Origin of the sequence: Pseudomonas nitroreducens (assembly GCF_024170165.1) — a bacterium.
In the GTDB taxonomy this organism is placed as follows: domain Bacteria; phylum Pseudomonadota; class Gammaproteobacteria; order Pseudomonadales; family Pseudomonadaceae; genus Pseudomonas; species Pseudomonas nitroreducens_C.
Window position 1 is genome coordinate 1 of the sequence record NZ_JALJXP010000022.1, and the last position, 15,781, is coordinate 15,781.

The following is a 15,781-nucleotide window of genomic DNA, read 5'->3' on the forward strand; positions in this document are numbered from 1 at the left end:
AAACTGGCCCGGATTGCCTTTGCTCTGATGAAGACTCAACAGCCGTATCGGCCTACGGCCGATACGGTGGGGTAGACATAGAATCTCCTACAGGGAGACGCCAGAGCCAACCATAAAAAAACCGCGCCCCATGGGCGCGGTTTTCTTTCTGCCGACCGCAACCAGCCGATCAGGCCAGCGGCGGCGTGCTCGGCGGCACCAGGCGCCTGGAGCCGGTGGCTTCGAAGGCCGCGGCAAAGCGCAGCAGCGCGGAGTCGTCATAGGCGCGACCGGCAAAGGTCAGGCCCACCGGCATGCCGATATCGGCCATCACGCCCATCGGCACGGTGACGGTCGGCACGCCCAGGTGACGGATCGCCAGGTTGCCGTTGGCGACCCAGATGCCGTTGCTCCAGGCAATGTCGGCCGATTCCGGGTTGACGTCGGCGTCAGCCGGGCCGACGTCGGCCACGGTGGGGAACAGCACGGCGTCGAGCTTCAGGCCGTCCATCCAGTCTTCCAGGTCGAGCTTGCGGGTCTTCTCCAGGCCGCGCAGGCCGTCGGGCAGCGACTCGATCTGGTCCCAGGTCTTCAGGCCACGCTTGGCCATGTTGACGTACTCGTCCATGCCGGCGACCAGGTCGTCCTCACGGTTCGGCAGGGTGCCCGGGTCGTGCGGGAAGATCTGCGGGCCATCGACATCGGCCAGCTTGTTCAGCTTGGGGTCGCCGTTGGCGCGGAGGAAATCGTCGAAGCCCCAGCCGGACAGCTCCCACAGTTCGTCATGCATGAACTGCTCGGTGACGAAGCCACGGTTGAACACGGTCGGCGCGCCAGGACGGTCGCCCTCGCAGTTGGAAACCAGCGGGAAGTCCACTTCGACGACTTCGGCGCCGGCGGCTTCCAGGGCCTTGCGGGCCTGTTCCCAGAGGTCGATGACCGAAGCACGGGTGTTGATGCGCTGGCCGGTCGGGCCGCCGATGCCAGGCTTCTCGCTGGTGCCGGCCAGTTCGTCCTTGTTGATGAACATGCGCGGCACGCCCAGGCGCTTGCCCTTGAGGGCTTCGGGGCCGGCGGCGAGGTCCAGGTAGGACGCCGGGCGCACATCGGCGACGGCGGGGATCGGCACCCACGGCTGCAGGCGCCAGAGGTCGCCACGCTTGTCGGCGTCTTCGGCGACGACCACGTCGAGCACTTCCAGCAGGTCGGCCATGGTGCGCGCGTAGGGCACCACCACGTCCATGGTCGGGGTCAGCGGCCAGTTGCCACGCACCGAGATCACGCCACGGGACGGGGTGTAGGCGCACAGGCCGTTGTTCGAGGCCGGACCACGACCGCTGGACCAGGTTTCCTCCGCCAGGCCGAAGGCCGAGAAGCTCGCGGCGGTCGCGGTGCCGGCACCGTTGGAGGAGCCGGAGGCGAAGGGCGCGGTGAGGAACTTGCGGTTGTACGGGCTTTCCGCACGGCCGTAGACGCCGCGCTGCATGCCGCCGTTGGCCATGGGCGGCATGTTGGTCTTGCCCAGGCAGATGGCGCCGCCGGCGCGCAGGCGCTCGACGGTGAAGGCGTCGCGGTAGGCGACCAGGTCCTTGAAGGCCGGGCTGCCGGAGGCGGCGGTCAGGCCCTTGACCAGGTAGCTGTCCTTGGCGGTGTAGGGGATGCCGTCCAGCGGGCCGAGGGTCTCGCCACGGGCGCGGCGGGCGTCGGAGGCTTCGGCTTCCTTCAGCGCCTCGGTGTTGCGCACGACCAGCGCATTGAGCTTGCTCGGGCCATCGTAGGCGTCGATGCGCGCGAGGTAGGCCTTGACCAGTTCGACCGCGGTGGTGCGGCCCGACTCCAGGGCTTCACGCAGCTGCGCAATGGAAACTTCGGTTACCTCGATCATGCTTTCACCGTCGGCTGAAGGGTGGTGGGAAGGGGCAGGTCTGCGTCGCGACGGACCCAGACGGCGCAAGTCGGAAAATGCGTGTTCATCTCGATTCTCTTGTACTTCTGTTACGCGACGGGAGTGAGTGTACCGTCGGCTGGCGGCAGCGTTCAGCGCCCGGCGGACAAACCGGATGCGCATCAACAGGCTGTGAAGGGCGAATACAGCCGCCAGGGCGCACACACTGGCATGCCCGATCAGAATACACAACAGTCGTAAATTAAAAAAAACGCCCGCCGAGTGGGGGGACTCGCCGGGCGATAGTCGGGCGCTGGGGGGAGCGCCCCTGGAGAGTGAATCAGCGACGGCCCGGAGGCAGACCCTGACGCAGGCTATTCGCCGCCTGCCGGCGCTGGGCGGGTCGCTGGGGGGAGCGGCCCGCTCGAAGACGATTCAACTGTGCTGGGCGCACTGGTAGGCGGCATCCAGCAGTTCGCCCTTGTCCTGCCAGGCGCTGCGCTGGTAGGCGCTGAAGTGGTTGCCGCCGGCAATCGGCGTCACCTGGACCATGCCGCTGGCCTGCCGCGGATCGGCGCTGCCGGTGAGCAACTGGCGGGTACTGCCGCTGTCGCTGACGAAGGTGGCGGTGCCGGGGGTGAGCCGACCGTCGACGCAGCTCAGATAGGCACTGCTGTCCTGGGCGGTGGTGCCGCCAAGGCTGTCCCAGCTCAGCCGGGTTTCCGAGGTCGCCGCGCAGCCGGTCAGGCTGGCCACGGCCAGCAGCAGCGGACCAAGGGAGATGCGGGCGGCCAGGCGATTGGGTGTGGGGCGCTGTGTGTTCATCGTTTCTGTCCCTTGCTCGGTTCGACAAGCTCTTGGGACAGATAGTCAGCCGCGCCCGGCCGGCGCACCACTCGATTGCATCGATAGTGAAACTCGACGCCGTCGATGCTTGGGCGGCGACGGGTCGGCGGCACCGCTGCGCAGGAAGTTCGAACCCTCCCCGCCCGGCCAGGTCGCAACTCAGGAAGGCCCTGCATTGATGACCCCGGAGGACACGCCATGAGCTATGACTGGGACCTGATCGAACGCCTGCTGCTGCGCGCGCAGGAATGCGCCGACCAACCCTACAAGGCCCGCGAGTGCGGCGAGGAAGTGGCCGAGCAGCACCGGCTGCAGGGCGAGCCGGTAGACGGCAGCGTCGATCACCTGAAGAAGGTCGCCGGCGACCTGGAGGGCGACCTGTTCGCCAATGGCTATATCCAGGAACGCCCGCGCGAACACGGTGGCACCGGCAACAACTTCGAGCTGACCGAGCGCGGTACCGAACTGCTCACGCTGATCAGCCGCAGCTTCCCGGACCATCTGGTGTTCCGCCAGCTACTCGACGAACAGGGCGAAGCCGCGCTGCTGCCGGAGACCTTCGACCTGCTGGCCGAGCGCGCCACCCGCGACCGGGTGAACGACCGCCCGGAGCGCTGACGCTTCAGCGATCAGGCGGCAGGCAACTCCATCACCATCTCGTGCCACGCCATGCCGCCGTGGTCGGACGCCGACGGCTTCACGTAGCGGTAGCCGAAGCGCTCGTAGAGCGGCACGTGGCGGTCCTTGCACATCAGGTGGATGGTGCGCTTGCCGAGGCCGGCCATGCGTTCGATGAAGGTGCGCATCAGCAGCGTCGAATAGCCCTTGCCCTGCTGCGCCGGGTCGATCACCACCGACATGATCACCACGTTGGGCGCCGCCGCGTCATGGCCGATGAGTTCCTTGAACTCCTCGTCGGACATCACCACCTCGACCGCGCAGCCGCTGTTGATGAAGCCGATGATCTCGCCATCCTGCTCCATGATCAGGAAGCCCTCGGGGTACTGCGCGATGCGCGTGGCGATCTTCTCCCGAGTCGCGGCCTCGTCGCCTTCGTAGGCGGAAATCTCGATCTCGAAGCAGCGGTCGGTGTCGGCCAGGGTGGCGATGCGGAAAGTCGGTTGGTTCATGGTGATGGTCCGGCGAATCAGGTGGATCGGAGACAGCAGGATAATGAAAGCGCAGAATGCACGTACTGCATTTTCTTCACCGGATACTGAACAGCGTGCACGCCAACCTGCGCCGCCTCGACCTCAACCTGCTGCTGGTGTTCGACGCCCTGTTCCGCCACCGCAGCGTGGTGACCGCCGCCGACGAACTGGCCATGAGTCCCTCCGCCTGCAGCCACGCGCTGGGCCGCCTGCGCGACACCCTCGGCGATGAGCTGTTCGTCCGCGCCGGTAGCGCCATGCAGCCCACCGCCCAGGCCGAGCTGATGGCCGAAGGCATTGGCGAGGCCCTGGCGCTGCTCGCCGAGCGGCTGTCCAGCGCCGCGCCTTTCGACCCGGCCAGCACCACCCAGACCTTCGTCTTCGCCGCCACCGACTACACCAGCTTCACCTTGCTGCCGCGGCTGATCTCGCGAACCGAAACACTCGCACCGCACCTGCGCATCAAGGTCGTCTACGCCACCCAGCAGGATTCGCTCGACGACCTGCGCGAAGGCCGCGTGCACTTCGCCCTGGGGGTTCTCCACGAGCGCGCCGCAGACGACACCCTGGAAGCCATCGAGTGCTTCAGCGACGACTACGTGGTGGTCGCGCGCAAGGGGCACTCGCGGATCGGCGGCGGGCTTTCACTGCAGCAATACCTCGCCGAGCGGCATGTGGTGGTGCTGCCCTGGAGCGATGCCGTCGGCGTGATCGACAGCGCCCTGGCGCGCCAGGGCATCCAGCGTGACGTGGCGGTGCAACTGCCCAGCCTGCTGGCCGCACCAAGCCTGGTCGCCGTCTCCGACTACCTGCTCACCCTGCCCCGCCGCGTGGCGCAACAGCTCAATGCGGACGGCGCGCTGGCGCTCTATCCCACGCCCATCGAGCTGCCGCGCTACAGCCTGCGCATCCTCTACCACCCGCGCCACGCCAGCCGCCCGGCGCATCGCTGGCTGCGCGAGCAGATGCTGCAGGCGCTGGAGCACGGCTGAGCGCGGCGCCTCAGCCCAGGCACATGGACAGTTCCACGTCATCGGCAAAGGGAATCGACAGGTAACGCCCGCCCGGCATCCGAACTTCGGCCAGGTACTCCGGGCAATAGTCGGCGTTGTCGGCGACGATCATCGAGCCGGGGCGCAGGCGACTTTCCACCAGCGCGAGGATTTCCGGGTAGAGCGATTTGGCGCCGTCGAGCAAGAGCAGGTCGATGCTCTCCGGCAGGTCGCGGGCCAGGGTCTGCAGTGCGTCCCCCTGGCGAATCTCCACCAGGTCGGCGACGCCGCCAGCTGCCAGGTTGGCCTGCGCCCGCGCCACTTTAGACGGCTCGAACTCGCTGGTGATCAGCCGGCCGCCGCCGTTGTCGCGCAGCGCTGCGGCCAGGTGCAGGGTGGAGATGCCGAACGAGGTGCCGAACTCGACGATGTGCTTCGCGCCGATGCCGCGCGCCAGCATGTACAGCAGCGCGCCGGTTTCCCGCGAGACCGGCAGCGGCTGGTCCTTGAGCTGGCCGTAGAGTTCGCGGTACTGGGTCTTGCTCTGCATCAGGCGGGTCAGCGCGGCTGGGTCGAGGTTGGCGAAAGCCGGGCTGGACTGCGGCGAGGCGGCGTCAGCCTCTTCGAACAGGTGCTGCAGCAGGGGGGCGATGGGGGCGGTAGTGAGGGTCGTCATGCTGGGTTTCCCGTGTGGAATTTGAGTGCGAAACAGCGCCCGACTAGAATGCGATCTTTTCGTCAGGTTTTACTATTCGCATTGCCGGAGCCAGCCATGAGCGAACGCCGCAGCCCGCGTATTTCCACGCGCAAGGAGCCGAAACAGGCGCGCTCCAACGACCTCGTGACGGCCATTCTCGATGCCGCTGTTCAGGTTCTGGAGAAGGAAGGCGCCCAGCGTTTCACCACCGCGCGGGTCGCCGAGCGCGCCGGGGTCAGCGTCGGCTCGCTGTACCAGTACTTCCCGAACAAGGCCGCGATCCTCTTCCGCCTGCAGAGCGACGAGTGGCGGCAGACCACCGAGCTGCTCTGCGGCCTGCTCAGCGATGCCACCCAGGCGCCGCTGCAACGCCTGCGCAACCTGGTGCACGCCTTCATCCGCTCCGAGTGCGAGGAAGCGCGCATGCGGATTGCCCTGAGCGACGCTGCCCCGCTCTACCGCGACGCCCCCGAGGCCAGGGAAGCCAAGGCCGCCAGCGAAGGCATCTTCCAGGTATTCATCGCCGAGGTCCTGCCCGACGCCAGCGATGCACAGCGCACGCTGGCCCGCGAACTGATCACCACGACGCTGGGCTCGGTGGGCAAGCAGTTCTCGGAGAGCCCGCGCAGCGCGGAGGAAATCCAGGCGTTCAGCGCGGCCATGGCGGACATGTTCTGCGCGTACCTGCAGAGCCTCATGCAGTAACGGGTCAGGCTCGACTTTCCACCAGCAGCGTCTCGACACGGGCACCTGGCATCATCGCCAGCAGCCCGGCAACCAGCTGGTCGCCCGCTTCGCGCAAGGCTTCCAGCGGCATCTCCGGCAAGCTTTCGAGGATGAACCACATATGCTGCGCCTCGGCGTCCAGGCGGGTGCGCACGCCCTGGCGCCAGTTCCAGCGACGGCAGGTGACGCCCATCTCATCGCGCCAGATGACTTCGCCGGCCTCGGGCGACTCATGGGCCGGGGCGCCGTCCTTCATGGTGTCGAAGGTCTCGCTGCCATCGGCGATCACCAGGCGCGGGGTGCCGGTGTAGGCGGCGAGGTTTTCGCCGCCTACGGGAATGGCGAATTGCACGCTGATGGCGTTGTACAGGTCCACCACGGGATCGATGCTCGGCAGGCTGCCGTCACGCAATGCGCGCTTGCGCAGCGCCTCCGCGGAACAGGGCGTGCGCTGGGGTTTGGCGCCGAAGCGACGGAACACCTCGGCCCAGGCCGCCAGATGCGCATCGCCCCAGGCCGGTTGGCCCGCCGCCAGTGCCGCGCAGGCTCGCTGCAGGGCCTGCTCCGCCACTTCCGGGTGGAGGATAGGCGCGGCTTCCACGGTGATGCTCAGGGCACGAAAGCCGGGAGCGAGGGTGGCGATGGCGGGAGTGATTTGCGGCGTGACGGCTTGCATGGCGGAATCCTTGAGGTGCATCGGAAACGAGGTGGAACGGTCTGGCGAATCGCCCGCCTCAACGGCGGACGAAGTTGCGCCTGTTGTAGTCGCCCCAGGCGACGGACAAGGTTTTCAGCACACACAGCAAGGTGGTCCATCTGGACTTCATTGGAATAGCTCCGGAATCGGTGGGAATGGGGCACGAACGGCGCGCCCGACCCGCACAGTTCTACCGGCATGGCGTCATCGCTGCCATGAAATCCCCGAATGAACAATTAGCCCAGCTTATGCAGAGCCACAGAAATCAGCCTCGCTAATACCCCAGGCTTTAGCTGAACTGAACTGTCGGGCCGCAGAAATCGTGCATTGAAGTACGCCCTCGCCAGCGGTGAGATGGGCCGGCGGACAACCCACCGCCCCCGACAACAACGAGAAAGAGGTTCGCGCCCCATGCGCACGCTGATCAAAGTCCTGGCCCTGGCTTCCACCACCCTCCTCGGCGCGCCTTTCGCCGCGACCGCCGCTGACGCGCCCAAGGCCGAAGCTCCCAAGACCGAAGCGCCGGCCTTCGTGGTCCACAAGCTGACGGACTTCCTCTACGCCATCGGCGAGCCGAACTACTACCAGAAGAACTATTCGTACCTGCTGGTGGGCGCGAACCAGGCGCTGATGTTCGACTCCGGCGCCAACCAGAAGGAAGACATCACCCAGGTCGCCCGGCAGATCACCGACAAGCCGCTTTCCGTGCTGCCCTCGCACCTGCACTTCGACCACCTGGGCGGGTTGCACAACTTCCAGAGCATCTACCTGGTGGATACGCCCTTCACCGCGAAATTCCGCCGCGCCGATGGCCTCTACCACGTACCCGAGCCGGTCTACCTGGGCAACATCGACCACATGACCCTGCCGCCCTTCAAGGTCTCGCGGCTGGTGAAGCCCGACGAGGTGATCGACCTGGGCGGCCTCAGGCTGCGCCTGCTGAGCATGCCTGGGCATACCCCGGACGAAGTCGCGCTGTACGACGAGGCGCACAACATCCTGCTCTCCGGCGACCACCTCTACCCGTCCTGGCTGCTGGCCGGGAACCTCAAGGACTACGTCGCCTCGCTGGATTCCACGCTGAAGGTGATCAACCCGCAGACCACCCTCTACGGCGCCCACGCCGACGAGGACCCGAGCAAGGTGCCGGCGATGACCTACGCCGACGTCGTCGCGGTGCGCGACAAGATGCAGCAGATCCAGGCCGGGCGCGCCAAGGGCGAAGCCTTCAGCGACCCGGAACTGATCAAGAGCTCGGAGCTGTACAAGGTGGAGAAGGACATCAGCATCCTCACCGACATCCAGTTCACCGATGGGCGCGGTTACGGGTATTGATGGCTCCAGGTGGCGCTCGGCGCACGCCCGGCCCTCTCCCCCCGCCCTGGCTGCGCGCCCCGCTCCGAAGGGAGAGGGAGCCCGTTCGGCGCGCATGGCAAGCACTTCGCTCGCCGGCGATCACGGGAGATCGCAAGACACGGATATCCCCTCTCCCTTCAGGGAGAGGGTTAGGGAGAGGGAAACCCAGGCACGGAGTCACCTGATCCTTGTAGGAGCGAGGGGGAAGCCATCGTCATTGCTCGCGAACAACGGCCGATCGATCTGCACTGGCGCGCCAGGTAGGCGCTGGTTCGCGAGCAAGCTCGCTCCTACAGGCCCATGTCGAGCCCGTCACCCCCTACTCCCCAATCGACAGCAACCACTCGATGAACGCCCGGACCTCCGGGCGTTCGCGTTTCGCCTCGGGGCAGACCACGTAGTAGTTGTGCACCGCCGCCACCGAGATCGGCAGCGGGCGCACCAGCCGGCCTTCGTCGAGGTCACGCTGTGACACCGTCTCATCGCTGAGCGCTACGCCGAAACCATCACGCGCTGCCTGCAGGACCATGCCGAAGTCTTCGAAATGGATGTCCTCGGCACCACCCCGACTGCATCCAGCCTCGGCCAGCCATTGCTGCCACTGGCTGCCGTCGTCCTCATGCAGCAGCCGGTGCCGCGCCAGATCGGCGGCCTCGACGATGGCCAGCGGCCCGCGCAGGTATTGCGGGCTGCACACCGGCGTCATGCGAATGCCATGCAGCAAACGCCACCAGACGCCCGGCCACGGCGGCGTGCCGTAGATCACCGCCACGTCGGCACGGCGCCAGTCCACCTGCGGCATGCCCGGCGCGGTGATCACGCTGACCCGCACCGAGCGCGACTCCTCCATGAAGCGCAACAGCGGCCGGGTCAGCCATTCCACGCCCTCGGCCGGCGGGATCGACAGGCAGATGTCCACCCGGTCCTCTTCCAGCCGGACTCCCGCCTGCAACGCCTGCACGGCCTCGGTGATCTCGCCCATGGCGCTGGCCACGCGCTTCTGCAGCTCACGACCGCTGGCGGTCAGCACCAACTGGCGGCCGCGCTTCTCGAACAGCTCCACGCCCAGGCTGGCCTGCAACGCCTTGACCTGCTGGCTGACCGCGCCCGTGGTGACGTGCAGCTCGACGGCAGCCGCGGCGAGGCTGCCCAGACGGGCCACGCTTTCGAACACCCTGAAACTGTGCAGCGGAGGGAGGGCCATCGCTTTTCGACATCCGACTTGAACCAGGCGGACGGTTATAGCAGGAGCAGCCTTGGCCGGGGAGGACGGCGAGCACGGCGCATCACTGGCGCGCATTTTGCGATGACCTGTGTACAGGTGGCCGGCATGAGCCTTTCGGCACTTTGCATGCAGCCAACTGGTGCTTTTGGATTCAGACATGCACACATTTTGTGCAACGCACTCCGGGTCAGGAATTCATGCATAACACCGATTGCAGAGCCATCCACCCCGAAAAAACACATAACCGACCGGTCAGATTCCGGACCATCGGCCGCAAACATGTATACAAAACAGTGGATATTCACCACGGACTTTGTCTACAGTGGCCCCACAACAAAAACAAGCGAGTCCTCAGCCATGAATGATCGTTCAGCTGTAGCGTCCGCCGGCGCACGACCGGAAGACGAGAACCTCGGAATCGGCGCCAACCTGGCGTACGGCCTGCAACACGTTCTGACCATGTACGGCGGTATCGTCGCCGTGCCCCTGATCCTCGGCCAGGCGGCCGGGCTCTCCCCCAGCGAGATCGGCCTGCTGATCGCCGCCTCGCTGTTCGCCGGTGGCCTGGCCACCCTGCTGCAGACCCTCGGTATCCCCTTCTTCGGCTCGCAGATGCCGCTGGTGCAGGGCGTGTCCTTCGCCGGTGTCGCCACCATGATCGCCATCCTCGGCGGCGGCTATGAGGGCGGCGGCCTGAACGCCGTGCTCGGCGCGGTGATGGCGGCCTCGTTCATCGGCTTCCTGATCACCCCGATCTTCTCGCGCATCACCAAGTTCTTCCCGCCGCTGGTCACCGGCATCGTCATCACCACCATCGGCCTCACGCTGATGCCGGTAGCGGCGCGCTGGGCCATGGGCGGCAACCCCAAGGCACCGGACTTCGGCAGCATGGCCAACATCGGCCTGGCCGCACTGACCCTGGTGATCGTCCTGCTGCTGAGCAAGCTGGGCAGCGCGTCCATCTCGCGCCTGTCGATCCTGCTGGCCATGGTGATCGGGACGATCATCGCCGCCGCCCTGGGCATGACCGACTTCTCCCGCGTGGCCGAAGGCCCGATGGTGGCCTTCCCGGCGATCTTCCACTTCGGCATGCCGACGTTCCATATCGCCGCGATCCTGTCGATGCTGATCGTGATCATGGTGACCCTGGTGGAAACCTCGGCAGACATCCTCGCCGTCGGTGAGATCATCGGCACCAAGGTCGACTCCAAGCGCCTGGGCAACGGCCTGCGTGCCGACATGGCGTCGAGCATCCTGGCGCCGATCTTCGGCTCCTTTACCCAGAGCGCCTTCGCCCAGAACGTCGGCCTGGTGGCCGTGACCGGCGTGAAGAGCCGCTACGTGGTGGCCACCGGCGGCCTGATCCTGGTGACCCTCGGCCTGCTGCCGGTGATGGGCCGGGTGATTGCCGCGGTGCCCTCCTCCGTGCTCGGCGGCGCCGGCGTGGTGCTGTTCGGCACCGTGGCGGCCAGCGGCATCCGCACCCTGTCCAAGGTGGACTACCGCAACAACATGAACCTGATCATCGTCGCCACCTCCATTGGTTTCGGCATGATCCCGATCGCTGCTCCCAGCTTCTACGAGCACTTCCCCAGCTGGTTCGCCACCATCTTCCACTCGGGCATCAGCTCGGCGGCGATCATGGCCATCGGCCTGAACCTGCTGTTCAACCACCTCAAGACCGGCAACTCCAACCAGCAGTCGGTGTTCGTCGCCGCCGAGGAGCGCACCCTGCGCTACCGCGACATCGCCGCGCTGAACGAGGGTGACTACTTCCAGAACGGCAAGCTGTATGACGCCGAAGGCAACGAGGTGCAGGTGGTCGTTGACGATCACGACCATGACGAGCACCACGCGCCAGCGAGCCGCTCGCCCAAGCGCGAGACGGTGAACAGCAGCGCCTGAAGAGCCGCCCGACACCCATGAAAAAGGCCCCTTCCGGGGCCTTTTTCATTTTCGTACCTCCCACCTTGGGGTAGGAGCGAGCTTGCTCACTCCTACAAAGGCCAAAGCCGCCCGTGACTCAGTGCAGCGACGCCACCGCCGAATCTTCTTCCGCCGACGCCACCACCATGGCCACCGGATCGGCATGCGGCGGTTCTGCTTCCGCTTCGACCTGCGGCGGCGCGCTCACCTCCAGCATCAGCGACGCGGAAGGCCCGCCGCCCGGCGGCGGGTTGACCACCACCACGGCCAGGCTGCCGCCAACGGCCACATCCTCGGGCAACAGCTGGAAGGCCAGGCGCGAGCTGTCGGCCAGCGATGTCTCGCGCTCCTGTCCATTCACCTGCACCCGCGCGCCACGGCTGAAACCCTTGCCGCGCAGGGTGACGTAAAGCGACTGGGCGTCGAGGACCGGCGGCTGCGCTTCGGTGATGACCGCCAGGGGGTTTTCCAGCGGGTCCTTGCGCCGCGCGTCACCGGCAGGATGGCGGGTGCGGAACAGCGCATCGAGGAGGACCGCGAACTTGTCGGTGCCCTGCTTGGATGCCATCCCCACCAGAGCGGCCATGGCCATCAGCCCGTAGAGATTGACGCTGGCGGGGCCGTTGGCGCCGCTCGCCGTGAGGTACACCGCGCGCACGATCAGGTAGAACATCAGTGCCAGCGCCATGCCGATGCACGGCTTGAGCAGGTACCACCAGATCCAGCTGGCCATGAAGCGGTCGTTGCCGACGAAGTCGCCGAAGGACTTCGCCACATGGACGAAACTGCCGAGCGCGCCGGCGACCATGACCATCACCAGCAGCCGGGCATCCGGTCCCGGGCACCAGCCGATCAGGCATTGCACGCCGGGGTCACCGACCTCGCCGGCGGGAGGGAACTGCGGGTAGGCCTGCGGCCACAGGCCGACCAGGGCGACCGCGAGGGCCAGGGCGAAGAGCAACAGCCCCGCGCCCATGAGAGTGATCTGTAAGGCGTTGGCGCGTCGTCTCTTGCTGCGTGTCTCCATCATGCGCTCCGGGCAGAAGGCCAGCGGGGAAAACGCCCTGCCGCGAAGGGCGTTTTCCGCCTTCGCACGACGGACAGAGAGACTCACGTTAGCGCAGCGCAAGGCCGCTGCAAGAGGCGCTGGTGAATTTTTAACCGCTGTCTCAGCGGCGTTACGTAACACCCGCGAGACGCCCCTGGCAAAGCCCCGTCCTCAGGCCACTTCGGCCTCGGCCACGGGTGCGTCCAGTAGTCCGATAAATGCCCGCAGCGCCGGCGTGTCGGTGCCGCGTCGCCAGAACAGCCAGGTCGTCGCGTCGGCATGCTGCGGCGCCAGGCGGTGGATCGCCACATTGCGCCCGCCGGCCAGGCTCTCGAACATCGCCCGCGGGATGATCGCCACGCCGCCGCCCGCCGCGATGCAGGCAAGCATGCCGTGGTAGGACTCCATCTCCATGATCTTGCCCGGCACCACGCGATGCTCGGCGAACCAGCCTTCCAGGCGCTTGCGGTACGAGCAGGTATCGCGGAAGGCGAACACCGTCTCACCCGCCACGTCGCGCGCATCATGCACCGGCGCATGGTGCCTGGCGCTCATCAGCACCAGCTCCTCGCGGTACACCGGCTTGCCGTCCAGCTGCGGGTGGTTGGCCGGGCCGTCGGCGAAGGCGGCGATGAACCGGCCGGAGAGCACGCCGTCGATCATCTCGCCCGAGGGGCCGGTGGAGAGGTCCAGCTGCACCTTCGGGCACTGCTGGTGATAGCGCGCCAGCATCTCCGGGATGCGCACCGCCGCCGTACTCTCCATCGAGCCCAGGGAGAAGCCGCCATGGGGCTCGGCGCCCACCGCCACCTGCCGGGCCTCCTCCACCAGATCGAGGATGCGCTCGGCGTATTCGAGGAAGCTGCGGCCGGTCGGCGACAGACGGAGGCGGAGCTTTTCGCGGATGAACAGCTCCGTGCCCAGTTCCGCTTCCAGCTGCTTGATCCGCGTGGTCAGGTTCGAAGGCACGCGATGTAGACGGGCCGCGGCGGCAGTGATGCTGCCCTCGGTGGCGACGGCGCGGACGATTTCCAGCTGGGTAAGGTCCATGATTCTCTCCGAGAGAAAGAGTCTTTCTTGATTATTCATTTTACATGAATGGTTGCGCATCTTAATTTCTGCGCCATCCCGGAGCCACCCGCCCGGACGAATGACCGGCCTTGCGCCTCAAACAGAACAAGCAGGACTCACCATGAACCAGATCGCCGCCATCCCCGCTGCCATCTCCCGCAGCCCCGCCACCGGCCAGGAACTGGCCCGCTACACCTTCGAAGACGCCGCCCAGCTGGAAACCTCGCTGGCCCGCACCGATGCCGCGTTCCGCCAATGGCGCGATACCAGCATCGCCGAACGTGTCGCCGTGCTGCGCAAGATGGCCGAAGTCCTGCGCGCCAACGTCGAGCCGATGGCCCGCATGGAAGCCCAGGAAATGGGCATGCCGGTCACCCAGGCCCGTGGCGAGATCAACAAGTGCGCCAACCTCTGCGAGTGGTACGCCGACAACGGCCCGGCCATGCTCGAAGACGAGAAGACCAGCATCGAAGGCGCGTACATCTCCTACCTGCCGCTGGGCCCGGTGCTGGCCGTGATGCCGTGGAACTTCCCGACCTGGCAGGTGATGCGCGGCGCGGTGAGCATCATCCTCGGCGGCAACACCTACGTGCTCAAGCACGCGCCGAACGTCATGGGCTGCGCCTATCAGCTGCGCGACGCCTGGCTGCAGGCCGGCCTGCCGGAAGGCGTGTTCGAAGTGCTGAACGTCGAGCCGCCGCTGGTTTCCAAGGCCATCGCCGATGACCGCATCGCCTCCATCGCCGTCACCGGCAGTGTCGGCGCCGGCGCCGCCATTGCCTCCCAGGCCGGTGCCGCACTGAAGAAGTGCGTGCTGGAGCTGGGCGGTTCCGACGCCTTCATCGTGCTCGCCGACGCCGACCTCGACGCCGCCGTCAAAGCCGCTGTCGCCAGCCGCTTCGGCAACTGCGGCCAGGTGTGCATCGCCGCCAAGCGCATGATCCTCGAAGAATCCATCGCCCCGGCCTTCACCGAAAAACTGCTGGCCGCCGTCAAGGCACTGAAGATCGGCGATCCGCTGGCGGACGACACCTTCGTTGGCCCCATGGCCCGCTTCGACCTGCGCGACGAGCTGGACGGCCAGGTGCAACAGGCCATCGCCGATGGCGCCACCCTGCTGCTGGGCGGCCACAAGCTCGACGGCGAAGGCAACTACTACGCGCCGACCGTGTTGGCCGACGTGAAGCCGGGCAATACCGCGTTCAAGAAGGAAATCTTCGGCCCGGTCGCCTCGCTGATCGTCGCCCGTGACGCCGAGCACGCCCTGGAGCTGGCCAACGACAGCGAGTTCGGCCTCTCCGGCGCCATCTGGTCCGCCGACAAGGCCAAGGCCCAGCACATGGCCCGTCGCCTGGTCAGCGGTGGCGTGTTCATCAACGGCTTCTCCGCTTCCGATCCCCGCGTACCGATTGGCGGCGTGAAGAAGAGCGGCTTCGGTCGCGAGCTGTCGCACTTCGGCCTGCGCGAGTTCACCAACCCGCAGACCGTGTGGATCGACCGCAAGTAAGTCGCCCCACCAAAAAGGCCCCTTCGAGGGGCCTTTTTTATTGCTCATGCGGCCTGCGCGCCGCTGCCCTTTACAGGAGCGCGCCATGCGCGCGATCGCGGGCATGGCCCGCTCCTACAGGTAAAATCAGGGTTTTGTCGCGCCCTGCTTCAACTGCAGAAGCTCCCGGGTGCTATGCCGCAGATTCTCGGCCAGGCTGCCCTGCTCGTTGAAGCAGTCCTCGACGAGCCAACCGCCAGCCGTGCGATGCAACAGCAGGCCGAGATCGCGGTCCTCCCCTGTCAGGGCATCCTTGAGCACTACCCGCGCCTTGAGTCGATCGTCGTCTACCGTGTCGAAGTCCAGCGACTTCACCTTGATGTCGCCCCAGTCCTGGCAATCGCACAACGGGTCGCCACCGAGGTAGCCCAGTTCACCGTCGGCGGCATCCTGGTCCGCCTTCATCAGTGCGATCAGCGAGGCATCGTAGACGTCCTCTTCCTTCAATGTCGGGTTCGGCACGCCCGGGCCGTCCGGCGTATAGCTGGCGTAGATCTGCCGCAGGAAACGCTCCGCGCTGGCGCTATCGGTCGCCGACGTCGAGGCCGCGAGCGAAGTGTCGAAGAGCGTCAGCAGGATCAGCGACAGGGCGAAAGCGGAGCGCAGGAAGGCCATGGGATTCTCCATCGGTCAGCC

Annotated in this window: 15 protein-coding genes; 6 read left to right on the forward strand and 9 right to left on the reverse strand. The window is 66.5% G+C overall.

Annotation, left to right across the window (positions count from 1 at the left end):
• Positions 1-169: 169 nt before the first annotated feature.
• Positions 170-1,864 (reverse strand): amidase, encoded by a 1,695-nt coding sequence (locus J2T47_RS28590; protein WP_253454076.1) that lies wholly within the window; start codon positions 1,862-1,864, stop codon positions 170-172.
• Positions 1,865-2,299: 435 nt separating this feature from the next.
• Positions 2,300-2,689: a hypothetical protein gene (locus J2T47_RS28595; protein WP_253454078.1), complete on the reverse strand. Its 390-nt coding sequence runs from the start codon at positions 2,687-2,689 to the stop codon at positions 2,300-2,302.
• A gap of 219 nt (positions 2,690-2,908) precedes the next feature.
• On the opposite strand from J2T47_RS28595, the gene J2T47_RS28600 reads away from it, so the two are divergent.
• Entirely contained in the window at positions 2,909-3,328 is a 420-nt protein-coding gene (locus tag J2T47_RS28600) for a transcriptional regulator (protein ID WP_253454080.1), read from the forward strand.
• A gap of 11 nt (positions 3,329-3,339) precedes the next feature.
• Here the strand turns inward: J2T47_RS28600 and J2T47_RS28605 are convergent, their stop codons facing one another.
• Positions 3,340-3,840, reverse strand: coding sequence for a GNAT family N-acetyltransferase (locus J2T47_RS28605; protein ID WP_253454082.1), 501 nt, complete (start codon positions 3,838-3,840; stop codon positions 3,340-3,342).
• A 95-nt stretch (positions 3,841-3,935) separates the two neighbouring features.
• Between J2T47_RS28605 and J2T47_RS28610 the strand changes: the two genes are divergently transcribed.
• Positions 3,936-4,853, forward strand: a complete 918-nt coding sequence (locus J2T47_RS28610; protein ID WP_253454147.1) for a LysR family transcriptional regulator — start codon at positions 3,936-3,938, stop codon at positions 4,851-4,853.
• 10 nt (positions 4,854-4,863) lie between these two features.
• Here the strand turns inward: J2T47_RS28610 and J2T47_RS28615 are convergent, their stop codons facing one another.
• A complete protein-coding gene (locus J2T47_RS28615; RefSeq protein WP_253454084.1) occupies positions 4,864-5,529 on the reverse strand; it encodes an O-methyltransferase in 666 nt (221 codons plus the stop codon).
• Between the two features lie 96 nt (positions 5,530-5,625).
• On the opposite strand from J2T47_RS28615, the gene J2T47_RS28620 reads away from it, so the two are divergent.
• The gene (locus J2T47_RS28620) at positions 5,626-6,255 is read left to right on the forward strand and encodes a TetR family transcriptional regulator (protein ID WP_253454086.1); all 630 of its coding nucleotides are present in this window, start codon (positions 5,626-5,628) and stop codon (positions 6,253-6,255) included.
• A 4-nt stretch (positions 6,256-6,259) separates the two neighbouring features.
• Here the strand turns inward: J2T47_RS28620 and J2T47_RS28625 are convergent, their stop codons facing one another.
• Positions 6,260-6,952: a B3/B4 domain-containing protein gene (locus tag J2T47_RS28625; protein ID WP_253454088.1), complete on the reverse strand. Its 693-nt coding sequence runs from the start codon at positions 6,950-6,952 to the stop codon at positions 6,260-6,262.
• Positions 6,953-7,384: 432 nt separating this feature from the next.
• On the opposite strand from J2T47_RS28625, the gene J2T47_RS28630 reads away from it, so the two are divergent.
• Positions 7,385-8,308, forward strand: a complete 924-nt coding sequence (locus tag J2T47_RS28630) for an MBL fold metallo-hydrolase (RefSeq protein WP_253454090.1) — start codon at positions 7,385-7,387, stop codon at positions 8,306-8,308.
• A gap of 340 nt (positions 8,309-8,648) precedes the next feature.
• Here J2T47_RS28630 and J2T47_RS28635 read toward each other — a convergent pair whose 3' ends face one another.
• Positions 8,649-9,533, reverse strand: a complete 885-nt coding sequence (locus J2T47_RS28635) for a LysR substrate-binding domain-containing protein (RefSeq protein WP_253454092.1) — start codon at positions 9,531-9,533, stop codon at positions 8,649-8,651.
• A 378-nt stretch (positions 9,534-9,911) separates the two neighbouring features.
• Here J2T47_RS28635 and J2T47_RS28640 point away from each other — a divergent pair, with 378 nt between their 5' ends.
• Positions 9,912-11,459, forward strand: coding sequence for a nucleobase:cation symporter-2 family protein (locus J2T47_RS28640; protein ID WP_253454094.1), 1,548 nt, complete (start codon positions 9,912-9,914; stop codon positions 11,457-11,459).
• A 118-nt stretch (positions 11,460-11,577) separates the two neighbouring features.
• On the opposite strand, the gene J2T47_RS28645 is transcribed toward J2T47_RS28640, so the two are convergent.
• Positions 11,578-12,507 (reverse strand): hypothetical protein, encoded by a 930-nt coding sequence (locus J2T47_RS28645; RefSeq protein ID WP_253454096.1) that lies wholly within the window; start codon positions 12,505-12,507, stop codon positions 11,578-11,580.
• A 192-nt stretch (positions 12,508-12,699) separates the two neighbouring features.
• On the reverse strand, positions 12,700-13,578 hold the full coding sequence (ptrR, locus tag J2T47_RS28650; protein ID WP_253454098.1) for a putrescine utilization regulator PtrR: 879 nt from the start codon (positions 13,576-13,578) through the stop codon (positions 12,700-12,702).
• A 142-nt stretch (positions 13,579-13,720) separates the two neighbouring features.
• On the opposite strand from ptrR, the gene J2T47_RS28655 reads away from it, so the two are divergent.
• The gene (locus J2T47_RS28655; protein WP_253454100.1) at positions 13,721-15,106 is read left to right on the forward strand and encodes an NAD-dependent succinate-semialdehyde dehydrogenase; all 1,386 of its coding nucleotides are present in this window, start codon (positions 13,721-13,723) and stop codon (positions 15,104-15,106) included.
• Between the two features lie 126 nt (positions 15,107-15,232).
• Here the strand turns inward: J2T47_RS28655 and J2T47_RS28660 are convergent, their stop codons facing one another.
• A complete protein-coding gene (locus tag J2T47_RS28660) occupies positions 15,233-15,760 on the reverse strand; it encodes a DUF3828 domain-containing protein (RefSeq protein ID WP_253454102.1) in 528 nt (175 codons plus the stop codon).
• Positions 15,761-15,781: the final 21 nt, after the last annotated feature.

What these genes read in the sequence shown, in the direction of transcription:
- J2T47_RS28590 (WP_253454076.1), bottom strand. Translation starts at nt 1,864, where the DNA reads ATGATCGAGGTAACCGAAGTTTCCATTGCGCAGCTGCGTGAAGCCCTG.
- J2T47_RS28595 (WP_253454078.1), bottom strand. Translation starts at nt 2,689, where the DNA reads ATGAACACACAGCGCCCCACACCCAATCGCCTGGCCGCCCGCATCTCC.
- J2T47_RS28600 (WP_253454080.1), top strand. Translation starts at nt 2,909, where the DNA reads ATGAGCTATGACTGGGACCTGATCGAACGCCTGCTGCTGCGCGCGCAG.
- J2T47_RS28605 (WP_253454082.1), bottom strand. Translation starts at nt 3,840, where the DNA reads ATGAACCAACCGACTTTCCGCATCGCCACCCTGGCCGACACCGACCGC.
- J2T47_RS28615 (WP_253454084.1), bottom strand. Translation starts at nt 5,529, where the DNA reads ATGACGACCCTCACTACCGCCCCCATCGCCCCCCTGCTGCAGCACCTG.
- J2T47_RS28620 (WP_253454086.1), top strand. Translation starts at nt 5,626, where the DNA reads ATGAGCGAACGCCGCAGCCCGCGTATTTCCACGCGCAAGGAGCCGAAA.
- J2T47_RS28625 (WP_253454088.1), bottom strand. Translation starts at nt 6,952, where the DNA reads ATGCAAGCCGTCACGCCGCAAATCACTCCCGCCATCGCCACCCTCGCT.
- J2T47_RS28630 (WP_253454090.1), top strand. Translation starts at nt 7,385, where the DNA reads ATGCGCACGCTGATCAAAGTCCTGGCCCTGGCTTCCACCACCCTCCTC.
- J2T47_RS28635 (WP_253454092.1), bottom strand. Translation starts at nt 9,533, where the DNA reads ATGGCCCTCCCTCCGCTGCACAGTTTCAGGGTGTTCGAAAGCGTGGCC.
- J2T47_RS28640 (WP_253454094.1), top strand. Translation starts at nt 9,912, where the DNA reads ATGAATGATCGTTCAGCTGTAGCGTCCGCCGGCGCACGACCGGAAGAC.
- J2T47_RS28645 (WP_253454096.1), bottom strand. Translation starts at nt 12,507, where the DNA reads ATGGAGACACGCAGCAAGAGACGACGCGCCAACGCCTTACAGATCACT.
- ptrR (WP_253454098.1), bottom strand. Translation starts at nt 13,578, where the DNA reads ATGGACCTTACCCAGCTGGAAATCGTCCGCGCCGTCGCCACCGAGGGC.
- J2T47_RS28655 (WP_253454100.1), top strand. Translation starts at nt 13,721, where the DNA reads ATGAACCAGATCGCCGCCATCCCCGCTGCCATCTCCCGCAGCCCCGCC.
- J2T47_RS28660 (WP_253454102.1), bottom strand. Translation starts at nt 15,760, where the DNA reads ATGGCCTTCCTGCGCTCCGCTTTCGCCCTGTCGCTGATCCTGCTGACG.